Annotated in this window: 13 protein-coding genes; 7 read left to right on the top strand and 6 right to left on the bottom strand. The window is 69.9% G+C overall.

Going from position 1 to position 16446, the window contains the following annotated elements:
• Window positions 1–237 precede the first annotated feature (237 nt).
• Entirely contained in the window at window positions 238–1083 is an 846-nt protein-coding gene (locus AQJ91_RS32985) for a Scr1 family TA system antitoxin-like transcriptional regulator (protein WP_067028935.1), read from the top strand.
• Window positions 1084–1094: 11 nt separating this feature from the next.
• A complete protein-coding gene (locus AQJ91_RS32990; protein WP_067029184.1) occupies window positions 1095–1271 on the top strand; it encodes a DUF397 domain-containing protein in 177 nt (58 codons plus the stop codon).
• On the opposite strand, the gene AQJ91_RS32995 is transcribed toward AQJ91_RS32990, so the two are convergent.
• From AQJ91_RS32995 to AQJ91_RS33015, 5 genes are all read right to left on the bottom strand, one after another.
• Window positions 1261–2616, bottom strand: a complete 1356-nt coding sequence (locus AQJ91_RS32995; RefSeq protein ID WP_067029186.1) for an FG-GAP and VCBS repeat-containing protein — start codon at window positions 2614–2616, stop codon at window positions 1261–1263. The genes AQJ91_RS32990 and AQJ91_RS32995 overlap by 11 nt on opposite strands.
• Window positions 2617–2937: 321 nt before the next feature.
• Window positions 2938–4401: an FG-GAP and VCBS repeat-containing protein gene (locus AQJ91_RS33000; RefSeq protein WP_067028937.1), complete on the bottom strand. Its 1464-nt coding sequence runs from the start codon at window positions 4399–4401 to the stop codon at window positions 2938–2940.
• An 89-nt stretch (window positions 4402–4490) separates the two neighbouring features.
• Entirely contained in the window at window positions 4491–5783 is a 1293-nt protein-coding gene (locus tag AQJ91_RS33005) for an FG-GAP-like repeat-containing protein (protein WP_067028939.1), read from the bottom strand.
• A 168-nt stretch (window positions 5784–5951) separates the two neighbouring features.
• Window positions 5952–6242 carry a zinc-ribbon domain-containing protein gene (locus AQJ91_RS33010; protein WP_067028941.1) on the bottom strand — a complete coding sequence of 97 codons (291 nt, stop codon included), beginning with the start codon at window positions 6240–6242 and terminating at the stop codon, window positions 5952–5954.
• Window positions 6243–6497: 255 nt separating this feature from the next.
• Window positions 6498–8789 (bottom strand): (Fe-S)-binding protein, encoded by a 2292-nt coding sequence (locus tag AQJ91_RS33015; RefSeq protein WP_067028943.1) that lies wholly within the window; start codon window positions 8787–8789, stop codon window positions 6498–6500.
• 197 nt (window positions 8790–8986) lie between these two features.
• Here AQJ91_RS33015 and AQJ91_RS33020 point away from each other — a divergent pair, with 197 nt between their 5' ends.
• The 5 genes from AQJ91_RS33020 to AQJ91_RS33040 all read left to right on the top strand — a co-directional run bounded on the left by AQJ91_RS33020 (window position 8987) and on the right by AQJ91_RS33040 (window position 14301).
• Entirely contained in the window at window positions 8987–10003 is a 1017-nt protein-coding gene (locus AQJ91_RS33020) for an MraY family glycosyltransferase (RefSeq protein WP_067028945.1), read from the top strand.
• 94 nt (window positions 10004–10097) lie between these two features.
• The gene (gene dnaK, locus AQJ91_RS33025; protein WP_067028947.1) at window positions 10098–11948 is read left to right on the top strand and encodes a molecular chaperone DnaK; all 1851 of its coding nucleotides are present in this window, start codon (window positions 10098–10100) and stop codon (window positions 11946–11948) included.
• Entirely contained in the window at window positions 11945–12601 is a 657-nt protein-coding gene (grpE, locus tag AQJ91_RS33030; RefSeq protein WP_067028949.1) for a nucleotide exchange factor GrpE, read from the top strand. Before dnaK ends, grpE begins: the two co-directional genes overlap by 4 nt.
• A 33-nt stretch (window positions 12602–12634) precedes the next feature.
• Entirely contained in the window at window positions 12635–13843 is a 1209-nt protein-coding gene (dnaJ, locus tag AQJ91_RS33035; RefSeq protein ID WP_067028951.1) for a molecular chaperone DnaJ, read from the top strand.
• Between the two features lie 5 nt (window positions 13844–13848).
• On the top strand, window positions 13849–14301 hold the full coding sequence (locus AQJ91_RS33040) for a heat shock protein transcriptional repressor HspR (protein WP_067028953.1): 453 nt from the start codon (window positions 13849–13851) through the stop codon (window positions 14299–14301).
• Between the two features lie 72 nt (window positions 14302–14373).
• Here AQJ91_RS33040 and AQJ91_RS33045 read toward each other — a convergent pair whose 3' ends face one another.
• The gene (locus tag AQJ91_RS33045; RefSeq protein WP_067028955.1) at window positions 14374–16428 is read right to left on the bottom strand and encodes a fibronectin type III domain-containing protein; all 2055 of its coding nucleotides are present in this window, start codon (window positions 16426–16428) and stop codon (window positions 14374–14376) included.
• Window positions 16429–16446 lie beyond the last annotated feature (18 nt).

Consider the following 16446-nt stretch of genomic DNA (forward strand, 5'->3'; position numbering starts at 1 on the left):
ATGTAGAGGGTGTATTCCATCCCCAGGGTGAGGGCATGGGGGCTCCCGGTGTGTCTGGGGTGTGTGGGGTTGGGGGCGGTGGCTCCGTCGGCCGCGCGGTGGGTTGAGGGCAGGGCGCGGTGATGCACTTCCGCTCCGGGGAGTGGTCGGTACGTCACCGACGGTAGGGGGTTCAATTGAACCCCGTCAAGTGGAACGGGATACTGGGTTCCTCAACTCCCGGAACAGGATGGGCACATGCCGGCACGGAGCATCATCACGGCTCGCCAGGAGCGGCTCGGCGCTGAACTGCGCAAACTCCGAGAGAGGGCAGGGCTCAGCGGCCGGGAGGCGGCGCGTACGTTGGGGATCGCCGAGAGCAAGCTCTCTGCCACCGAGGTAGCCCGCGTTGGGGTGAGTGCCGAGCGCGTACGGCATTGGGCCAGCCGTTACGCGTGTGATGACGCCGCTCTCATTGACGCGCTGGTGGCCATGGCGACCGAGCGGGTGCGCGGATGGTGGGAGGAGCACCGGGAGACGGTGCCTGCCGGGTACCTGCAGGTGGCGGAACTTGAGTACCACGCTGCCAGGTTGACGACCTACCAGACCGTGCACGTCCCGGGGCTGTTGCAGACCGAGGAACAGATGCGGGGCATCTTCTCCGCGTCGGTGCCGGCGCTCCCCGAAGAACAGCGCGAAGCGCGGGTACGTTTTCGGCTGCGCCGCCAGGAGGTTCTGGGCAAGCTCCCCTACACAGCTGTGATTCACGAAGCGGCGCTACGGATCCGGGCTGCTGACAGCAAGGTGGCCCGAGATCAGCTGCTGCACATCCTGGAGCGGTCAGAGCAGCCTCAAGTGACCGTGCGTGTCGTGCCGTTCGATGTGGATGGCGTCGCCGCGATCAGCACCACTCCGGTGGTGTACGCGAGTGGTCCCGTTGCACAGTTGGACACCGTCCTGGTGGACATCGTGCACGACGGTGCCTACCTGGACGCGGAGGCACAGCTCAACCGCTACCGGGCGATCCTCGGCACGATCGAGGAGGCGGCCCTGGGCATCGTAGAGTCAAGGGACTTCATCCATCGCCTCGCTCAGCAGATGTGAAAGGCCTCGACATGACCCAGCACGCCTGGCAGAAGTCTTCCTTCTCCGGTGGGGGCGACGCCCCCGACTGCGTTGAGGTCGCCGCCCGCCAGGACGCAGTCCACCTCCGCGAAAGCGACGAGCCCGGCACGACGATCACCACCACCGCCACCGGACTCGCCGCCCTCATACGTCACCTCAGTCGCTGAACGACCCGCCCATCTCCGGCAGTTCGATCAGCCCGGTTGCCGTCGGCCCACTGCTCGAGCCGCGCAGCAGCACGCTGCCGTCCACCGCGCCGATGCCCAGGTCCGCCTTGCCGTCGCCTGTCACGTCGCGCAGGCGGAGGGCGTAGCCGAAGGACACATACGAGTCGGCCGCACCCTGAACCGTCTGCCGGATCCACGAGGACCGCGCACCGTCCAGGCCGCCGGAGCCACCCCGGAAGACGTGGACGCCGCCCTGGTCCACCAGGCCGTTCACGTCCTCGTTCGGCACGCCGACCGCCAGGTCCGCGTAGCCGTCGCCGTTGGTGTCGCCGGCCGAGACGGCGTAGCCGAAGTTGTCGTCCGCCTCGGGGCTGCCGGAGACGCCGGAGCTGGCCTGGTTGTACGTCATCGAGCCGCTCGGGCCGGAGGATGTGCCGCGCCAGACGCTGACGATGCCCTTGCCGCTGTTGTTGTCGGGCAGGCCGACGGCGATGTCGCCGTAGCCGTCCTTGTTGAAGTCGCCGATCGCCGCGGTCCAGGGAGCGCTGGTGTACGTCTTGGAGGCGCCCGAAGTCAGGCCGCCCGAGGCGCCCTTGAGGAACCAGATGCGGGGGACCGGCTTGTTGTCGATGAACTGCTCGCCGAGTACCACCAGGTCGGTCTTGCCGTCGCCGTTGACCTTGCCGGCGGCGAGGCCGGACGAGTACCAGCCCTGGCCCGTCTTGTCGATCTTGCTGACGCTGCCCGTCGTCCCGGACTTGGTGAAGCCGCCGCGGTACAGCCAGGTTTCGTGGCCACCGATGACCGCGAGGTCGGGTGAGCCGTCGCCGTTGAAGTCGCCGGTGGCGAGGTCGCGGCCGAAGTAGCCGGCGGCGCCGGACTTCGGGGTCACGTTGGTGCCGCCGGCCAGGCCGGACCTGGAGCCCCAGACGATGGTGACCGTGCCGCGGTACTGGGTGCTGCCGACCGTCTCCATCGAGTTGCCGACGATCAGGTCCGCGTAGCCGTCCTTGTTGAGGTCCGCGCTGGTGATCGACTCGCCGAACGTGTCGTCTTCTTCACCGGTGCCGGGGATGCCCGCGCTGTCCTGGTGGATCACCTGGGTGCGGGAGGTGTCGAGGCCGCCGGCCTTGCCGTAGACGACGTTGACGGCGCCGCCCTCCCAGCCGTCGTCGCCGGAGATGCCTTTGTAGTAGTGGCCGTACGCCACGTCGCGGTAGCCGTCGCCGTTGAAGTCGTCGTAGTGCTTGGCGACCGCGGCGGACGCCGGGGCGCTCAGGACGAGCGGGGTCAGGCCCGCGGTGAGGAGGGCGGCGGCCAGGGCCGCCGAGGTGTGTCTGCGCATGGGGGAGGAAGCTCCTTGGGTCTGGCCGACCATGATCGTGCCGAGTCGAGGGTTGTCGCCGGTGGAGATGCCGAAGCCGCTCGGGCCGTACGTCGTCGCACCGGACGCCGTGATGCCCGAGGCCGAGCCCTTCATGACGGTGACGAGGCCGTCCCCGTCGTTCTCGCCGTCCGAGCCGTCCGAGCCGTCCGAGCCGTCCGAGCCGACCAGCAGATCGGCCTTGCCGTCCTTGTTCAGGCCGGTGAGCAGCATGCCGTCAGTGAGGGCCTTGCGGGTGAGGGCGCGGCGGGGAAGCCCCTTTTGCCGCCGGGTGCGGTCCGATCAGCCGATCAGGCCCGCGCCGAACGCCCCGTACGACCGCGGCTGCCCCAGACTGCCCGGCCCGAACGTGCGGGCGCCCTCGGTGGTGATGCCCGTCGCCGTGGAGCGCAGGGCGCTGATCGCGCCGATGCCGTCGTCCTCGAAGCCGGCCGTCACCGTGAGGTCGGCGTGGCCGTCGCCGGTGACGTCGGACAGGAGGAGATCCGAGCCGAAGTAGTCCATGGCCTCGGCGGTGCCGGGGACACCGGAGGTGTTCTGCGTGACCGTGCGGGCGCCGGTGCGGGAGACCCCCGAGGACGCGCCGTTCATGACGATGGCCGCGCCGGCGTCCTCCGTCGTGCCGAGGTCCTCGAAGACGACGCCGATGGCGAGCTCGCCGTAGCCGTCGCCGTTGACGTCGGCGATGGAGACCGCGCTGCCGAAGCCGTCGCGGGCTTCGTCGGCGCCCGGAACTCCCGTGGCGGACTGGGTGAGTTCGGCCATGGGTGCGTCGCCGTTGACGGGGCCGCCCTCCGAGCCGCGGATGACGACGACCTTGCCGCCGAGGCTGCCGCTGTGGTCGTCCTCCTTGGTGAAGACGTTGCCGAGGGCGATCTCGTCGTAGCCGTCGCCGTTGATGTCGCCCAGGGCGATCGACGTCCCGCCGTTCAGCGGGCGGGGGACCGAGGCGTCCGGCCCGGAGGACGAGCCCAGATACGCCACGCCCTTGGACCAGCTGCCCGACGGGGACGAGGTCTGGTCGGTGCGGTACGTGAGGACGAGGTCGGCGTTGCCGTCGGCGTTGGTGTCGCCCGCGGCCATGGCGTCGATGGCGTACGCCTGGTCGGGGACGTCGATGCGCTGTGCGGCGCCGGCCGTGCCGTCGGGGGTGAAGCCGCCCTTGATGACGTACACGTGCCCGGAGCCGGTACCGACCGCCAGGTCGGTCCTGCCGTCGCCGTCGAAGTCGCCGGCGGTCAGCAGCTTGCCCCACTCGCCGTGCGCGGCGGGCTCCGGGTCGGCGACCGTGGTGCCGTTCGCGAGGCCGCTCGCCGAACCCCACAGGATGGTGACCGAACCCTCGCCGCCGTCCTCGCCGGCCGCGCCCACCGCGAGGTCGGTGTAGCCGTCGCCGTCGAGGTCGGCCACGGCGAGCGCGGAACCGAAGGTGTCCTCGGTCTCCACGGTGCCGGGCACACCCGGGGTGTCCTGATGGACGACCGTGCGCTTGGCCGGGTCGAGGCCGGCCGGGCCGCCGTGGACCACGGCGACGTACCCGGCGAAGCCCTTGTCGCCGAGCTTCACGTACGGGGCGGCGAACGCGACGTCGCCGTAGCCGTCGCCGTTGAAGTCCGCCTCGTAGTTGCGGTTCGCGTCGGCGGCGGTCGCCGGTACGGCCGCGAAGTTGAGCAGACCGCCGGTCAGCGCGGCGGCGGCGGCCGTCGCGAGGGCGAGTCGTGCTGGGCGCGGGTGCTGCTTGCGCATGCGGGTTCTCCTGTGGGGAGTGAAAGGTCCGGTGCTCAGGAGACCCTTGCAGGCGCGTCAGGGTTGTACGTGCGTTCGATGAACCTGCCTTACGGCGCCAGGAACTCCGAGCTGGAGAAGGACACCGAAGGCTCCGCCGCGACCAGCCCCTTCTTCAACCCCGGGTACACGGCCACGGTGTCCTTCGTCTCGCCGACGTATGTCCGCACCGCCAGGTCCGCCCGTCCGTCGCCGTCGAAGTCGCCCACCGCCACCACGCGGGTGGTGCCGCGAGCGGCGGGTTCCACGGTCACCATGCCCGCCGTCGAGAGTCCCGCCGTGCGACCTCGGAAGACCCTCAACCGTGAGCCGCTGGAGATGAGTTCGCTCAGCCCGTCGCCGTCGAAGTCGGCCGCGTCCAGCATCGAACCGGCGACATCGAGCGTGCCGCGCACGGCGACCGTCGACAGGTCGTAGCGCAGGGCTGTGCCGCCCGTCGCGCCGACCGCCGCGTCCAGGGCCTCGCCCTTGCCGAACGCGCCGAAGGCCACATCGATGCCGGACGGCAGGACAACCCCCGTGCGCGTCGGCCCCGTCGGGCCGCCGAGGACCACCGCCGATTTGCCCGTCCCCTCCGTCGTACGGACCACCAGGTCGTCGTATCCGTCACGGTTCACGTCGGCGGCCGGGCCCGTGGGGGCCTCGCCCGGCGACGGGATGGGGGCGCCTGCCGCACGGGGGGTGCCCCTACGGCTGAACGGCCCCCGCAGGAAGCTCAGTCGGCCTCCCGACGCGTGTACGACCAGGTCCTCCGCGGCGTCGCCGTCGAAGTCCCCGCACACCGGCTGGTCGGGCCAGTCGTTGCCGGCCCGGGCGGTGGCCGGGACGACGAGCTTGACCGCCTTGCCGGTGAGGCCGGCCGGGGAGCCGAAGAGGAGCTGGAGGGGGACCGGGGGCCGGCCCTGCCCGTCGTAGGGCGGGTCGGTGGAGACGACCAGGTCGGTGAAGCCGTCCTTGTCGAGATCGCAGGCCGCCTCCGCGTCGAAGACGGCGGGCAGTTGGCCCTTGGTCGGCGCGGCCTGCTTCCGCGGGGCGATCAACTGCCAGGCGCCCGGGGTGAGTCCGCGCTCGCCGCCGTAGACGACGCCGATCCCCGCGTCGTCGGTGTGCGCGTCGGCCTTGACCAGGTCGTTGAGGACGAGGTCGCGGTGGCCGTCGCCGTTGAAGTCGTCCGGGGTCTCGCTGCCCTTGCCGGGCGGGACGGGGAGGTGGGTGGGGGCCTTGGCGATCTGTACGGGGGTGCGCTCGGCGGCGTCAGGGGCGGGGGTGGGCCCGCAGGCGGTGGCCAGCAGCAGGGTGCCGCAGAGGGCCGCCGTACGGATCCCGTCTCTTCGCGCGCGCACCGTTCACCTCGTCAGCATCATGGGCAACGACCCCGTAATGATGCATGCGTTCGAGGTGGGGTGACAGTCCCTTCGGCACCGCGGTCCTCACGGCCGACGAGACCGCCGACCACATCCTCCGCGACGCCGGCCGCCGGGGCCGGGCGGGGACTGACGGCAGCCCGGCGTTCAGTGCTGGTACGGCTGCTGCTGAGGCTGGCCGTACGGCTGGCCGGCCTGGCCGCTCGCGGCCTGCGCCTGGAGCTGCTCCGCCTGCTCCTCGGTGATCTTCTGCTCCGCGCCGCAGAAGGTGCACTGCGTCGTGTACTTCGTCGAGAACGGGAACAGCGGCACGAAGAACAGCGTGAACTTGGTGACGCGCTTGCGGAGCGTGTGCGCGGAGGGGTTGCCGCAGTGGCCGCACACGAGGGTGAGTATCGCGAGCTGGTAGAGGTAGCCCTTGGTACCGAAGATGATCACGCGGGGTCCTTTCGGGAGGAGCGGCGGCGGGGTTACGGAACCCCAGTCTCCTGTATGCGGGTCACTGTTCGTCGGTCGCGTGCTGCTTCTGCCACTGCCAGGTCCACAGGGCGCTGACCCGGTGGTCAGGTCGGTAAAGGTCGCCGAGCGGCTCCACTCGCTCGATCGCGGCCTCGGTGCGCGGGTCGTCGAGCTTGGCGAGCGACGACGCCCCCTGCCCGGAATGGACAGAGGGCGTCGAAAGCGCCGTAGCGGCTACTTCACGGGCTCAGGCTCCGGCTCGCTCGCCGTCTCCGCCGAGTCCTCCGGATCCACCGGCGTCTTCACCGACTCCAGCAGCAGCTGGGCGACGTCCACGACCTGGATGGACTCCTTGGCCTTGCCCTCGTTCTTCTTGCCGTTGACCGAGTCGGTCAGCATGACCAGGCAGAAGGGGCAGGCCGTCGACACGATGTCGGGGTTCACCGACAGGGCCTCGTCGACGCGCTCGTTGTTGATGCGCTTACCGATCCGCTCCTCCATCCACATCCGCGCGCCACCGGCGCCACAGCAGAAGCCGCGCTCCTTGTGGCGGTGCATCTCCTGCTGGCGCAGGCCGGGCACGGCGGTCATGATCTCGCGCGGAGGCGTGTAGATCTTGTTGTGGCGGCCCAGGTAGCACGGGTCGTGGTAGGTGATGATGCCCTCGACCGGCGTGACCGGGATCAGCTTGCCCTCGTCCACCAGGTGCTGGAGCAGCTGGGTGTGGTGGATGACCTCGTAGTCGCCGCCGAGCTGCGGGTACTCGTTGCCGAGGGTGTTGAGGCAGTGCGGGCAGGTCGCGACGATCTTCTTCGCGGACTTGGGCTTACGGGTGGACTCGTCCTCGTCGTCTTCGCCGAACGCCATGTTCAGCGCGGCCACGTTCTCCATGCCGAGCTCCTGGAACAGCGGCTCGTTGCCGAGGCGCCGCGCCGAGTCACCCGTGCACTTCTCGTCGCCGCCCATGATCGCGAACTTCACGCCCGCCATGTGCAGCAGTTCCGCGAAGGCCTTCGTCGTCTTCTTCGCGCGGTCTTCGAGCGCGCCCGCGCAGCCGACCCAGTACAGGTACTCGACCTCGGACAGGTCCTCGAGGTCCTTGCCGACGACCGGCACCTCGAAGTCGACTTCCTTCGTCCACTCCAGGCGCTGCTTCTTGGCCAGGCCCCAGGGGTTGCCCTTCTTCTCCAGGTTCTTGAGCATCGTGCCCGCCTCGGACGGGAACGCGCTCTCGATCATCACCTGGTAGCGGCGCATGTCGACGATGTGGTCGATGTGCTCGATGTCCACCGGGCACTGCTCGACGCAGGCGCCGCAGGTGGTGCAGGACCACAGGACGTCGGGGTCGATGACGCCGCCCGCGGCGAAGCCGCTATCAGATGCAGCTTCGGCGGTGCCGATGAGGGGCCGCTCGGCCTCCGCCAACGCAGCCGCAGGCACAGAAGCCAGCTGCTCCTCGGACGCCTTCTCCTCGCCCTCCATCGTCTTGCCACCGCCGGCCAGCAGGTACGGCGCCTTGGCGTGCGCGTGGTCCCGCAGGGACATGATCAGCAGCTTGGGGGAGAGCGGCTTGCCGGTGTTCCAGGCGGGGCACTGCGACTGGCAGCGGCCGCACTCGGTGCACGTCGAGAAGTCCAGCAGGCCCTTCCAGGAGAACTGCTCGACCTGCGATACGCCGAAGACGTCGTCCTCGCCGGGGTCGGTGAAGTCGATCGGCTTGCCGCCCGACGTCATCGGCTGGAGAGCGCCCAGCGCGGTCCCACCGGTCGCCTCGCGCTTGAACCAGATGTTCGGGAACGCGAGGAAGCGGTGCCAGGCCACACCCATGTTGGTGTTCAGCGAGACCACGATCATCCAGATGAACGAGGTGCTGATCTTCACCATCGCGGTGAGGTAGACCAGGTTCTGCAGCGTGCCGAGCGACAGCCCCTTGAAGGCCAGGACCAGCGGGTACGAGGCGAAGTACCCGGCCTCGTAGTGCTCCACGTGGTGCAGCGCGCCCTCGAGGCCGCGCAGGACGTAGATGGCGAGGCCGATGGTGAGGATGACGTACTCGACGAAGTACGCCTGGCCTGCCTTGGAGCCGGCGAAGCGGGACTTGCGGCCGGCTCGCGAGGGCAGGCTCAGCAGCCGGATCACCATGAGCACCGCGATGCCCAGGACCGTCATCACGCCGATGAACTCGATGTACAGCTCGAACGGCAGGAACTCACCGATGACCGGCAGCGTCCAGTCGGCCTCGAAGAGCTGGCCGAACGCCTGGGCCAGGGTCGGCGGCAGCGTGAGGAAGCCGACCGCCACGAACCAGTGGGCGATGCCGACGATGCCCCAGCGGTTCATCCTCGTGTGGCCGAGGAACTCCTTCACCAGCGTCACACTGCGCTGGTAGGGGTTGTCGGTCCGGGTGCCGGCAGGCACCGGCTGGCCGAGCTTGAAGTACCGGACGAACTGGCCGATGGCGCGTGCGAGCAGCGCGACGCCGACCACGGTCAGAACCAGCGACACGATGATCGCGGCGAGTTGCATTTCGGGGCTCCTCGGGCCTGCGAGGGGTTCAGTCGAGCGACATTACTAAGCGGTAACTTATGCAGTCCGTCTGAGACTACCCCCATCCTCCGTCGCACTGTAGCCGGGTGCGGGGTGATCTGAATCGCTCAGGGTTACCTTAAGAACCGATCGTGTTATTCGCGACGAATCGGGGCATCCGGCACTAACGTAAATCCGTGCTCTATGGGATCGCCGCCACCACCGCCCTGCTCCTCGCCGCCGTCCTCACCGCCCTCCTTCGTGCCCCCGCCCTGCGCCTCGGCATCGTCGACCGGCGCAGACACCGGCCGCTCCCGGTGCTCGGCGGGGCCGCCGTCGTGCTCGCCGTCGGGCTGGTCGCCGGGGTCGGGGGCTGGACGGGCGTCGCGCCGCTCGGGGGCGAGGTCGGGCGGCTGCTCGTCGCCGGGGCCGGCGTCGCCGTGCTCGGGCTGGTCGCCGACGTGCGGCGGGTGAAGACGCGGTTCCTGTTCGGCGGTACGGCCGTGGCGGCGGCGCTCGTCGTGCCGTACCGGGAGACCGGCGTCCTCGGCGGGCTGCTCGCCGTCGGCTGGATCGTGTTCGTGGCCGCCGGGTTCCGGGCCCTCGACCACGCCGACACCCTCGTGGGCACCGTCGGCGTCGTCACCGCCTTCGGGGTCGGGGCCTGTGCCGCGGCCGAGGTGATGGACGGTCTTGCGGTGCTGCTGAGCGTGCTGGCCGCCGCGCTGACCGGGTTCCTCATGTACGGCTGGCATCCCGCGCGCATGGCCTTCGGGGCGTGCGGGTCGCTGTTCACCGGGTTCGTGCTCGCCGCCGCCGCGGTCGTCACCCGTGCCGGGCACGAACTCACGTCCAGTGTGGGGGTGTTGTTCGCTCTCACCGCCGTCGCCAGTGCCGACGTCGTCCTCGTGGTCCTCTCCCGGCGGCTGTCCGGGCGGCCGCTGCTGCGCCGGGGGCCCGACCATCTCGCCCACCGGCTGCGGCGGCTCGGGCTGACGCCGCAGGGGGTGACCGTCCTCCTCGGTGCCGGCGCCTTCTGCGGGGTACTCGTCGGAGTCCTCGTGCACCTGGGGTGGGTCGCGGAATCCGGGGTGTACTGGGTGGGTGCGGGCGCCCTGGTCGTCGTACTCGCACTCCTGCGTGTCAAGTCCTACGGCCCTCGTCGAACCGTATCTCCGCAGGTCGGAGCCCAGTTGCGCGTAAGGAACGGATAAGAGTTGAGTCCGCCCGACTCAGGTCTGTTGACCGAGCGGTGGGCGTCGTGCACACTTGAGTCCGTTCCACTCAAGTCAGCTGGAGGAATCAACCATGGCACGTGCGGTCGGCATCGACCTGGGCACGACTAACTCCGTCGTCAGCGTTCTGGAGGGCGGCGAGCCCACCGTCATCACCAACGCCGAGGGCGCCAGGACCACGCCGTCCGTCGTCGCCTTCGCCAAGAACGGTGAGGTGCTCGTCGGCGAGGTGGCCAAGCGTCAGGCGGTCACGAACGTGGACCGGACGATTCGGTCCGTCAAGCGTCACATGGGTACGGACTGGAAGATCGAGCTCGACGGGAAGCACTTCAACCCGCAGCAGATGAGCGCCTTCATCCTGCAGAAGCTGAAGCGGGACGCCGAGTCCTACCTGGGCGAGAAGGTCACGGACGCGGTCATCACCGTCCCGGCCTACTTCAACGACTCCGAGCGCCAGGCGACCAAGGAGGCCGGTGAGATCGCCGGTCTCAACGTCCTGCGCATCGTCAACGAGCCCACCGCGGCCGCGCTCGCCTACGGCCTCGACAAGGACGACCAGACGATCCTCGTCTTCGACCTCGGCGGCGGCACCTTCGACGTGTCCCTGCTGGAGATCGGCGACGGCGTCGTCGAGGTGAAGGCCACCAACGGCGACAACCACCTCGGTGGTGACGACTGGGACCAGCGCGTCGTCGACTACCTGGTCAAGCAGTTCGCGGCCGGCCACGGCGTGGACCTCGGCAAGGACAAGATGGCCCTCCAGCGCCTCCGCGAGGCCGCCGAGAAGGCCAAGATCGAGCTGTCCTCGTCCACCGAGACCTCGATCAACCTGCCGTACATCACCGCGTCCGCCGAAGGCCCGCTGCACCTGGACGAGAAGCTCACCCGCGCCCAGTTCCAGCAGCTGACGGCCGACCTGCTGGAGCGCTGCAAGACGCCGTTCCACAACGTCATCAAGGACGCCGGTATCGCGCTCAGCGAGATCGACCACGTCGTCCTCGTCGGCGGCTCCACCCGTATGCCCGCCGTCGCCGAGCTCGTCAAGGAGCTGACCGGCGGCAAGGACGCCAACAAGGGTGTGAACCCGGACGAGGTCGTCGCCATCGGCGCCTCGCTCCAGGCCGGTGTCCTCAAGGGTGAGGTCAAGGACGTCCTGCTCCTCGACGTGACCCCGCTGTCCCTCGGTATCGAGACCAAGGGCGGCATCATGACCAAGCTGATCGAGCGCAACACCACGATCCCGACGAAGCGCTCCGAGATCTTCACGACGGCCGAGGACAACCAGCCGTCCGTGCAGATCCAGGTCTACCAGGGCGAGCGCGAGATCGCGGCATACAACAAGAAGCTCGGGATGTTCGAGCTGACCGGTCTGCCGCCGGCGCCCCGCGGTGTCCCGCAGATCGAGGTGTCCTTCGACATCGACGCCAACGGCATCATGCACGTGACCGCGAAGGACCTCGGCACGGGCAAGGAGCAGAAGATGACCGTCACCGGCGGCTCCTCGCTGCCGAAGGACGAGGTCGACCGGATGCGTCAGGAGGCCGAGCAGTACGCGGACGAGGACCACCGCCGCCGCGAGGCCGCCGAGACCCGCAACCAGGGCGAGCAGCTCGTCTACCAGACGGAGAAGTTCCTCAAGGACAACGAGGACAAGGTCCCCGGCGAGGTCAAGACCGAGGTCGAGGCCGCCGTCGAGGAGCTGAAGACCGCGCTCAAGGGCGAGGACACCGCCGAGATCCGCACGGCCACCGAGAAGGTCGCCGCGGTCTCGCAGAAGGTCGGCCAGGCCATGTACGCCGACGCCCAGGCCGGTCAGGCCGCCGGCGGTCCCGAGGGTGCGGCCCCGGGTGGCGCCAAGCCCGCTGACGACGACGTCGTGGACGCCGAGATCGTGGACGACGAGCGTAAGGACGGTGCCGCGTGACGGAGGAGACCCCGGGCTTCGACGAGAAGCCCGACGTCCCCTCCGGCGCCACCTCCGACGACGCCGAGCCGAAGGCCGCCCCCCAGGAGGGGGCGGCCCCGGCCGGGGACGCAGCAGCACAGGTCGCAGGCCTGACGGCTCAGCTGGACCAGGTGCGGACGGCGCTCGACGAGCGCACGGCGGACCTCCAGCGGCTCCAGGCCGAGTTCCAGAACTACCGCCGCCGCGTGGAGCGCGACCGGATCACGGTCAAGGAGATCGCCGTCGCGAACCTCCTGACCGAGCTCCTGCCCGTGCTCGACGACATCGGCCGCGCACGGGAACACGGCGAACTCGTCGGCGGATTCAAGTCCGTCGCCGAGTCGCTGGAGGTCGTCGCGGCCAAGATGGGGCTTCAGCAGTTCGGCAAGGAGGGCGAACCCTTCGACCCGACGATCCACGAGGCCCTGATGCACTCGTACGCGCCCGACGTCACCGAGACGACCTGCGTGGCGATTCTCCAGCCCGGGTATCGCATCGGCGAGCGCACCATCCGCCCCGCGCGGGTGGCCGTCGCCGAACCGCAGCCGGGCGCGCAGACCGTCAAGGCGGACTCATCGGATTCCGCGGAGGCGGCGGACGACAAGGAGAGCGGTGGCCCGGACGAGGGCTGACGTGAGAACTGACAGGAAGGAGGGGCGTCGAGGATGAGCACCAAGGACTTCATCGAGAAGGACTACTACAAGGTCCTCGGCGTCCCCAGGGACGCCACCGAAGCCGAGATCAAGAAGGCGTACCGAAAGCTCGCCCGCGAGTACCACCCGGACGCCAACAAGGGCAATGCCAAGGCGGAGGAGCGCTTCAAGGAGATCTCCGAGGCGAACGACATCCTCGGCGACCCCAAGAAGCGCAAGGAGTACGACGAGGCCCGCACCCTCTTCGGCAACGGCGCCCTCTTTGATAGGCACGGTCGCCCCGGGCCGGGCGGCGCGGGCGGCGGCAACTTCAACTTCGACCTGGGCGACCTCTTCGGAGGCGGCGCCCAGGGGCAGGGTCAGGGCCAGGGGGGAGCCGGCGGCTTCGGCGGCGGGATCGGTGACGTCTTCGGGGGCCTGTTCAACCGCGGCAGCTCCGGCACCACACGCGTGCAGCCGAGGCGCGGCCAGGACATCGAGTCCGAGGTCACCCTCAGCTTCACGGAGGCCATCGAGGGCGCGACCGTCCCGCTGCGGATGTCCTCGCAGGCCCCCTGCAAGGCCTGCTCGGGCACCGGCGACGCCAACGGCAACCCGCGGGTCTGCCCGACATGCGTCGGCACCGGCCAGGTCGCCCGGGGCTCCGGTGGCGGGTTCTCCCTCACCGACCCCTGCCCGGACTGCAAGGGTCGCGGCCTGATCGCGGAGAACCCCTGCGAGGTCTGCCACGGCTCGGGCCGCGCCAAGTCGTCCCGCACCATGCAGGTCCGCATCCCGGCCGGGGTGTCCGACGGCCAGCGCATCCGCCTCCGCGGCAAGGGCGCACCCGGCGAACGCGGCGGCCCCGCGGGCGACCTGTACGTCACGGTGCACGTCGGCGCGCACCCGGTGTTCGGCCGCAAGGACGACAACCTCACGGTGACCGTGCCGGTGACGTTCGCCGAGGCGGCACTCGGTGGCGAGGTCAGGGTCCCCACCCTGGGCGGACCGCCGGTCACCCTGAAACTGCCGCCGGGCACGCCCAACGGCCGCACCATGCGCGCCCGCGGCAAGGGCGCGGTCCGCAAGGACGGCACCCGCGGCGACCTCCTGGTCACCGTCGAGGTGAGTGTCCCGAAGGACCTTTCGGGGAAGGCTCGTGACGCACTCGAGGCGTATCGCGAGGCGACCGCGGGTGAGGATCCACGGGCGGAGCTGTTCCAGGCCGCGAAGGGAGCTTGATCGAGATGGACGGCCGTCGACGCAACCCGTATGAACTGACCGAGGAGACCCCGGTCTACGTCATCTCGGTGGCGGCCCAGCTCTCCGGCCTGCACCCACAGACACTGCGCCAGTACGACCGCCTCGGCCTGGTGTCCCCCGACCGCACCGCCGGCCGGGGCCGCCGCTACTCGGCCCGCGACATCGAACTGCTGCGCACCGTCCAGCAGTTGTCGCAGGACGAGGGCATCAACCTGGCCGGCATCAAGCGCATCATCGAACTGGAGAACCAGGTCGCCGCGCTCCAGTCCCGGGTCGCGGAACTGGAGTCGGCGCTGGACGGCGCGGCGGCGGCGATGCAGCAGCGCGAGGCCGCGGTGCACGCGTCGTACCGCCGTGACCTGGTCCCGTACCAGGAGGTGCAGCAGACCAGCGCGCTGGTGGTGTGGCGGCCGAAGCGGCAGCAGTCGTCCGACTGACGACCGACAAGTCGCAGAAGGGGCCCGGAGGTTGGCGAACCTCCGGGCCCCTTCTATGACTGTGCATGGGGATCAGACCAGGTCCGGACGGATCCGCCAGGGGTGCGCGGCCGCGGTCTCGGTGCCGTCGGCCAGGACGCCGACGACGCGGTAGTAGGAGATGGAGCCGAGCGGCTGGGTGGCGTCGGCGTAGGAGTGGTGGTAGTCGACGTTCTGCGGCGGCACGGTGCCCAGCAGGTCGTAGGTCCCCGTCTCGGGGTTCCAGCGGCTCACCCGGTACTCGGTGACGTCCGCGCAGATGTCGCCCTCGCAGTGCCACTGGACCGGCCCGGCCGCCTCGGAGACCGTCCAGCCCCCGCCGCCGGTCAGCGGAGCGGAGTCCGCGCCGATGGGCTCGCCCGGGGTGATGTCCAGCTCCGTGGCGGTCACGGTGGACCAGTCGGCCTGGGCGGTGGCGTTGCCCCACTCGTCGACCGCGTAGACCGCGTACACGGCCGTCTCGCCGTTGGGGATGCCGATGCACAGGGCGGCCAGAGGATCGTCCTTGCCGATGACACAGGTGTTCGTCCACCGGACCGAGCCGTCGGCCTGCCGTACGCCCTGCACCGCGCGGTAGAAGTCGATGTCGTCGTCCGCGGGCGCGTTCCAGCGCAGCAGCATGCCGTCGGCGCGGGGCGTCGCGGTCAGGCCGGTGACGGGCAGCGGCGCGACCCGGTCGGCCGTGGTCACCGTGACGGTGTCGGAGGGGGCGGACTCGTTGCCCTGCCAGTCGGTGAAGGTGACGCCGTAGGTGTAGGTGGTGTCGAGCGCCCAGTCGGAGTCGTAGCAGGTGAACACGTACGTGTCGCTGGTGTCGAGCGTGGTGGTGTAGTCGCACTCCAGGCGTACCGCGTCCGCGCCGAGGGTGCTGCCAGCGGAGCGGAGCACGGTGAAGCTGCCGCCGTTGTCCAGCTCGTCGCGGGTGGGGTGCCACGGTGCGTTCCAGGTCACCAGCACGTCGCCGTGGTGGGTGATCACCTCAAGGCCGTGCGGCGGGGCCGGAGCCGCGCGGTCGATGCCGTCGGAGCTGACCGGCGCCGAGTACGGGCCGGCGTTCCCCAGCGCGTCGAGGGCGCGCACCACGTAGGTGTGCTGCGTCTCGTTGTGGCCCACGTCGTGCAGGTAGGAGGTGCCGGTGAGCGCCTTCACCAGGGTGTACGAGCCGGTGGCCGGGTCCTTCTCGTACAGCTCGTAACCGACCGCGTCCGACACGGCGTCCCAGCCCAGCACCATCCCGTAGAGGTCACCGTGCGCGGTGAGCCCCGTGGGCGCGGCCGGACCTGTGCGGTCGACGGTGGTCACGCCCTTGTCGGCGGTGCCGGAGGAGGTGTTGCCGGCCTTGTCGTAGGCGCGGACCTCGTAGTAGTAGATCTCGCCCGTCGCGGGCGGGGTGTCGGTGTACGAGGTGGAAGTGGTCCTCGCGAGCGGTGTGCTGCCGTACGACGTGCCCTTGAGGCGGCGGTACACCTTGTACCCCGCGAGGTCCATCTCCTTGTTCCTCGCCCAGCTGAACCTGGCCTTGCCGGTGGCCGCGTCGTACGACAGGGAGACGCCGGTCGGGGTGAGCGGCTTGACCTTGTCGACGGTGGCGGAGGTGCGGGGCGTGTAGCGGAACTTGACCCTCGCGCTGCCGGTCCAGTTGACGTAGTCGACGCGGAGGGTGTGTTTGCCGGACGGGATGGTGACGTTGACCGTCTTGGAGACGGTGGTGGCGGTGTTCTTCCACAGGCTGATCTTGCGGACGCCGTCGAGGTAGACGCGGATGCCGTCGAGCCCGGAGGCGGCGAGGGAGAAGGGCCCGCCGGAGCCGAAGTCGCGGGTCACGGACCAGCGGACGCCGAAGTAGTTCTTCGGCAGTCCGGTGGCCGGGGCGCCGGTGCCCCAGTTCTGGTCGATGACCGAGTCGCAGTCGGTCTTCTTCGGCGTGCCGGAGAAGGTGGTGTTCGCGAAGAACTGCCGCTTGAAGACCGGCGAGGTGCAGGTCGTGGCGGCGGAGGCGGGCGCGGCGACGGCGGTGAGGAGGCCGCCCGCGGTGGCGAGCACGACGGCGGTCGCGGTGGCCGCGGTCGTACGTCTGACTGGGTTCATGCGGTCCTTCGGTCCTGT

It is taken from the genome of Streptomyces dysideae (genome assembly GCF_001514305.1).
Lineage (GTDB): Bacteria > Actinomycetota > Actinomycetes > Streptomycetales > Streptomycetaceae > Streptomyces > Streptomyces dysideae.

Bases quoted from the DNA above. Each gene is read 5' to 3' on its own strand.
- dnaK (WP_067028947.1), top strand. From the start codon at position 10,098: ATGGCACGTGCGGTCGGCATCGACCTGGGCACGACTAACTCCGTCGTC.
- AQJ91_RS32995 (WP_067029186.1), bottom strand. From the start codon at position 2,616: ATGCGCAGACACACCTCGGCGGCCCTGGCCGCCGCCCTCCTCACCGCG.
- AQJ91_RS33045 (WP_067028955.1), bottom strand. From the start codon at position 16,428: ATGAACCCAGTCAGACGTACGACCGCGGCCACCGCGACCGCCGTCGTG.
- AQJ91_RS33000 (WP_067028937.1), bottom strand. From the start codon at position 4,401: ATGCGCAAGCAGCACCCGCGCCCAGCACGACTCGCCCTCGCGACGGCC.
- AQJ91_RS32990 (WP_067029184.1), top strand. From the start codon at position 1,095: ATGACCCAGCACGCCTGGCAGAAGTCTTCCTTCTCCGGTGGGGGCGAC.
- AQJ91_RS32985 (WP_067028935.1), top strand. From the start codon at position 238: ATGCCGGCACGGAGCATCATCACGGCTCGCCAGGAGCGGCTCGGCGCT.
- AQJ91_RS33040 (WP_067028953.1), top strand. From the start codon at position 13,849: ATGGACGGCCGTCGACGCAACCCGTATGAACTGACCGAGGAGACCCCG.
- AQJ91_RS33015 (WP_067028943.1), bottom strand. From the start codon at position 8,789: ATGCAACTCGCCGCGATCATCGTGTCGCTGGTTCTGACCGTGGTCGGC.
- dnaJ (WP_067028951.1), top strand. From the start codon at position 12,635: ATGAGCACCAAGGACTTCATCGAGAAGGACTACTACAAGGTCCTCGGC.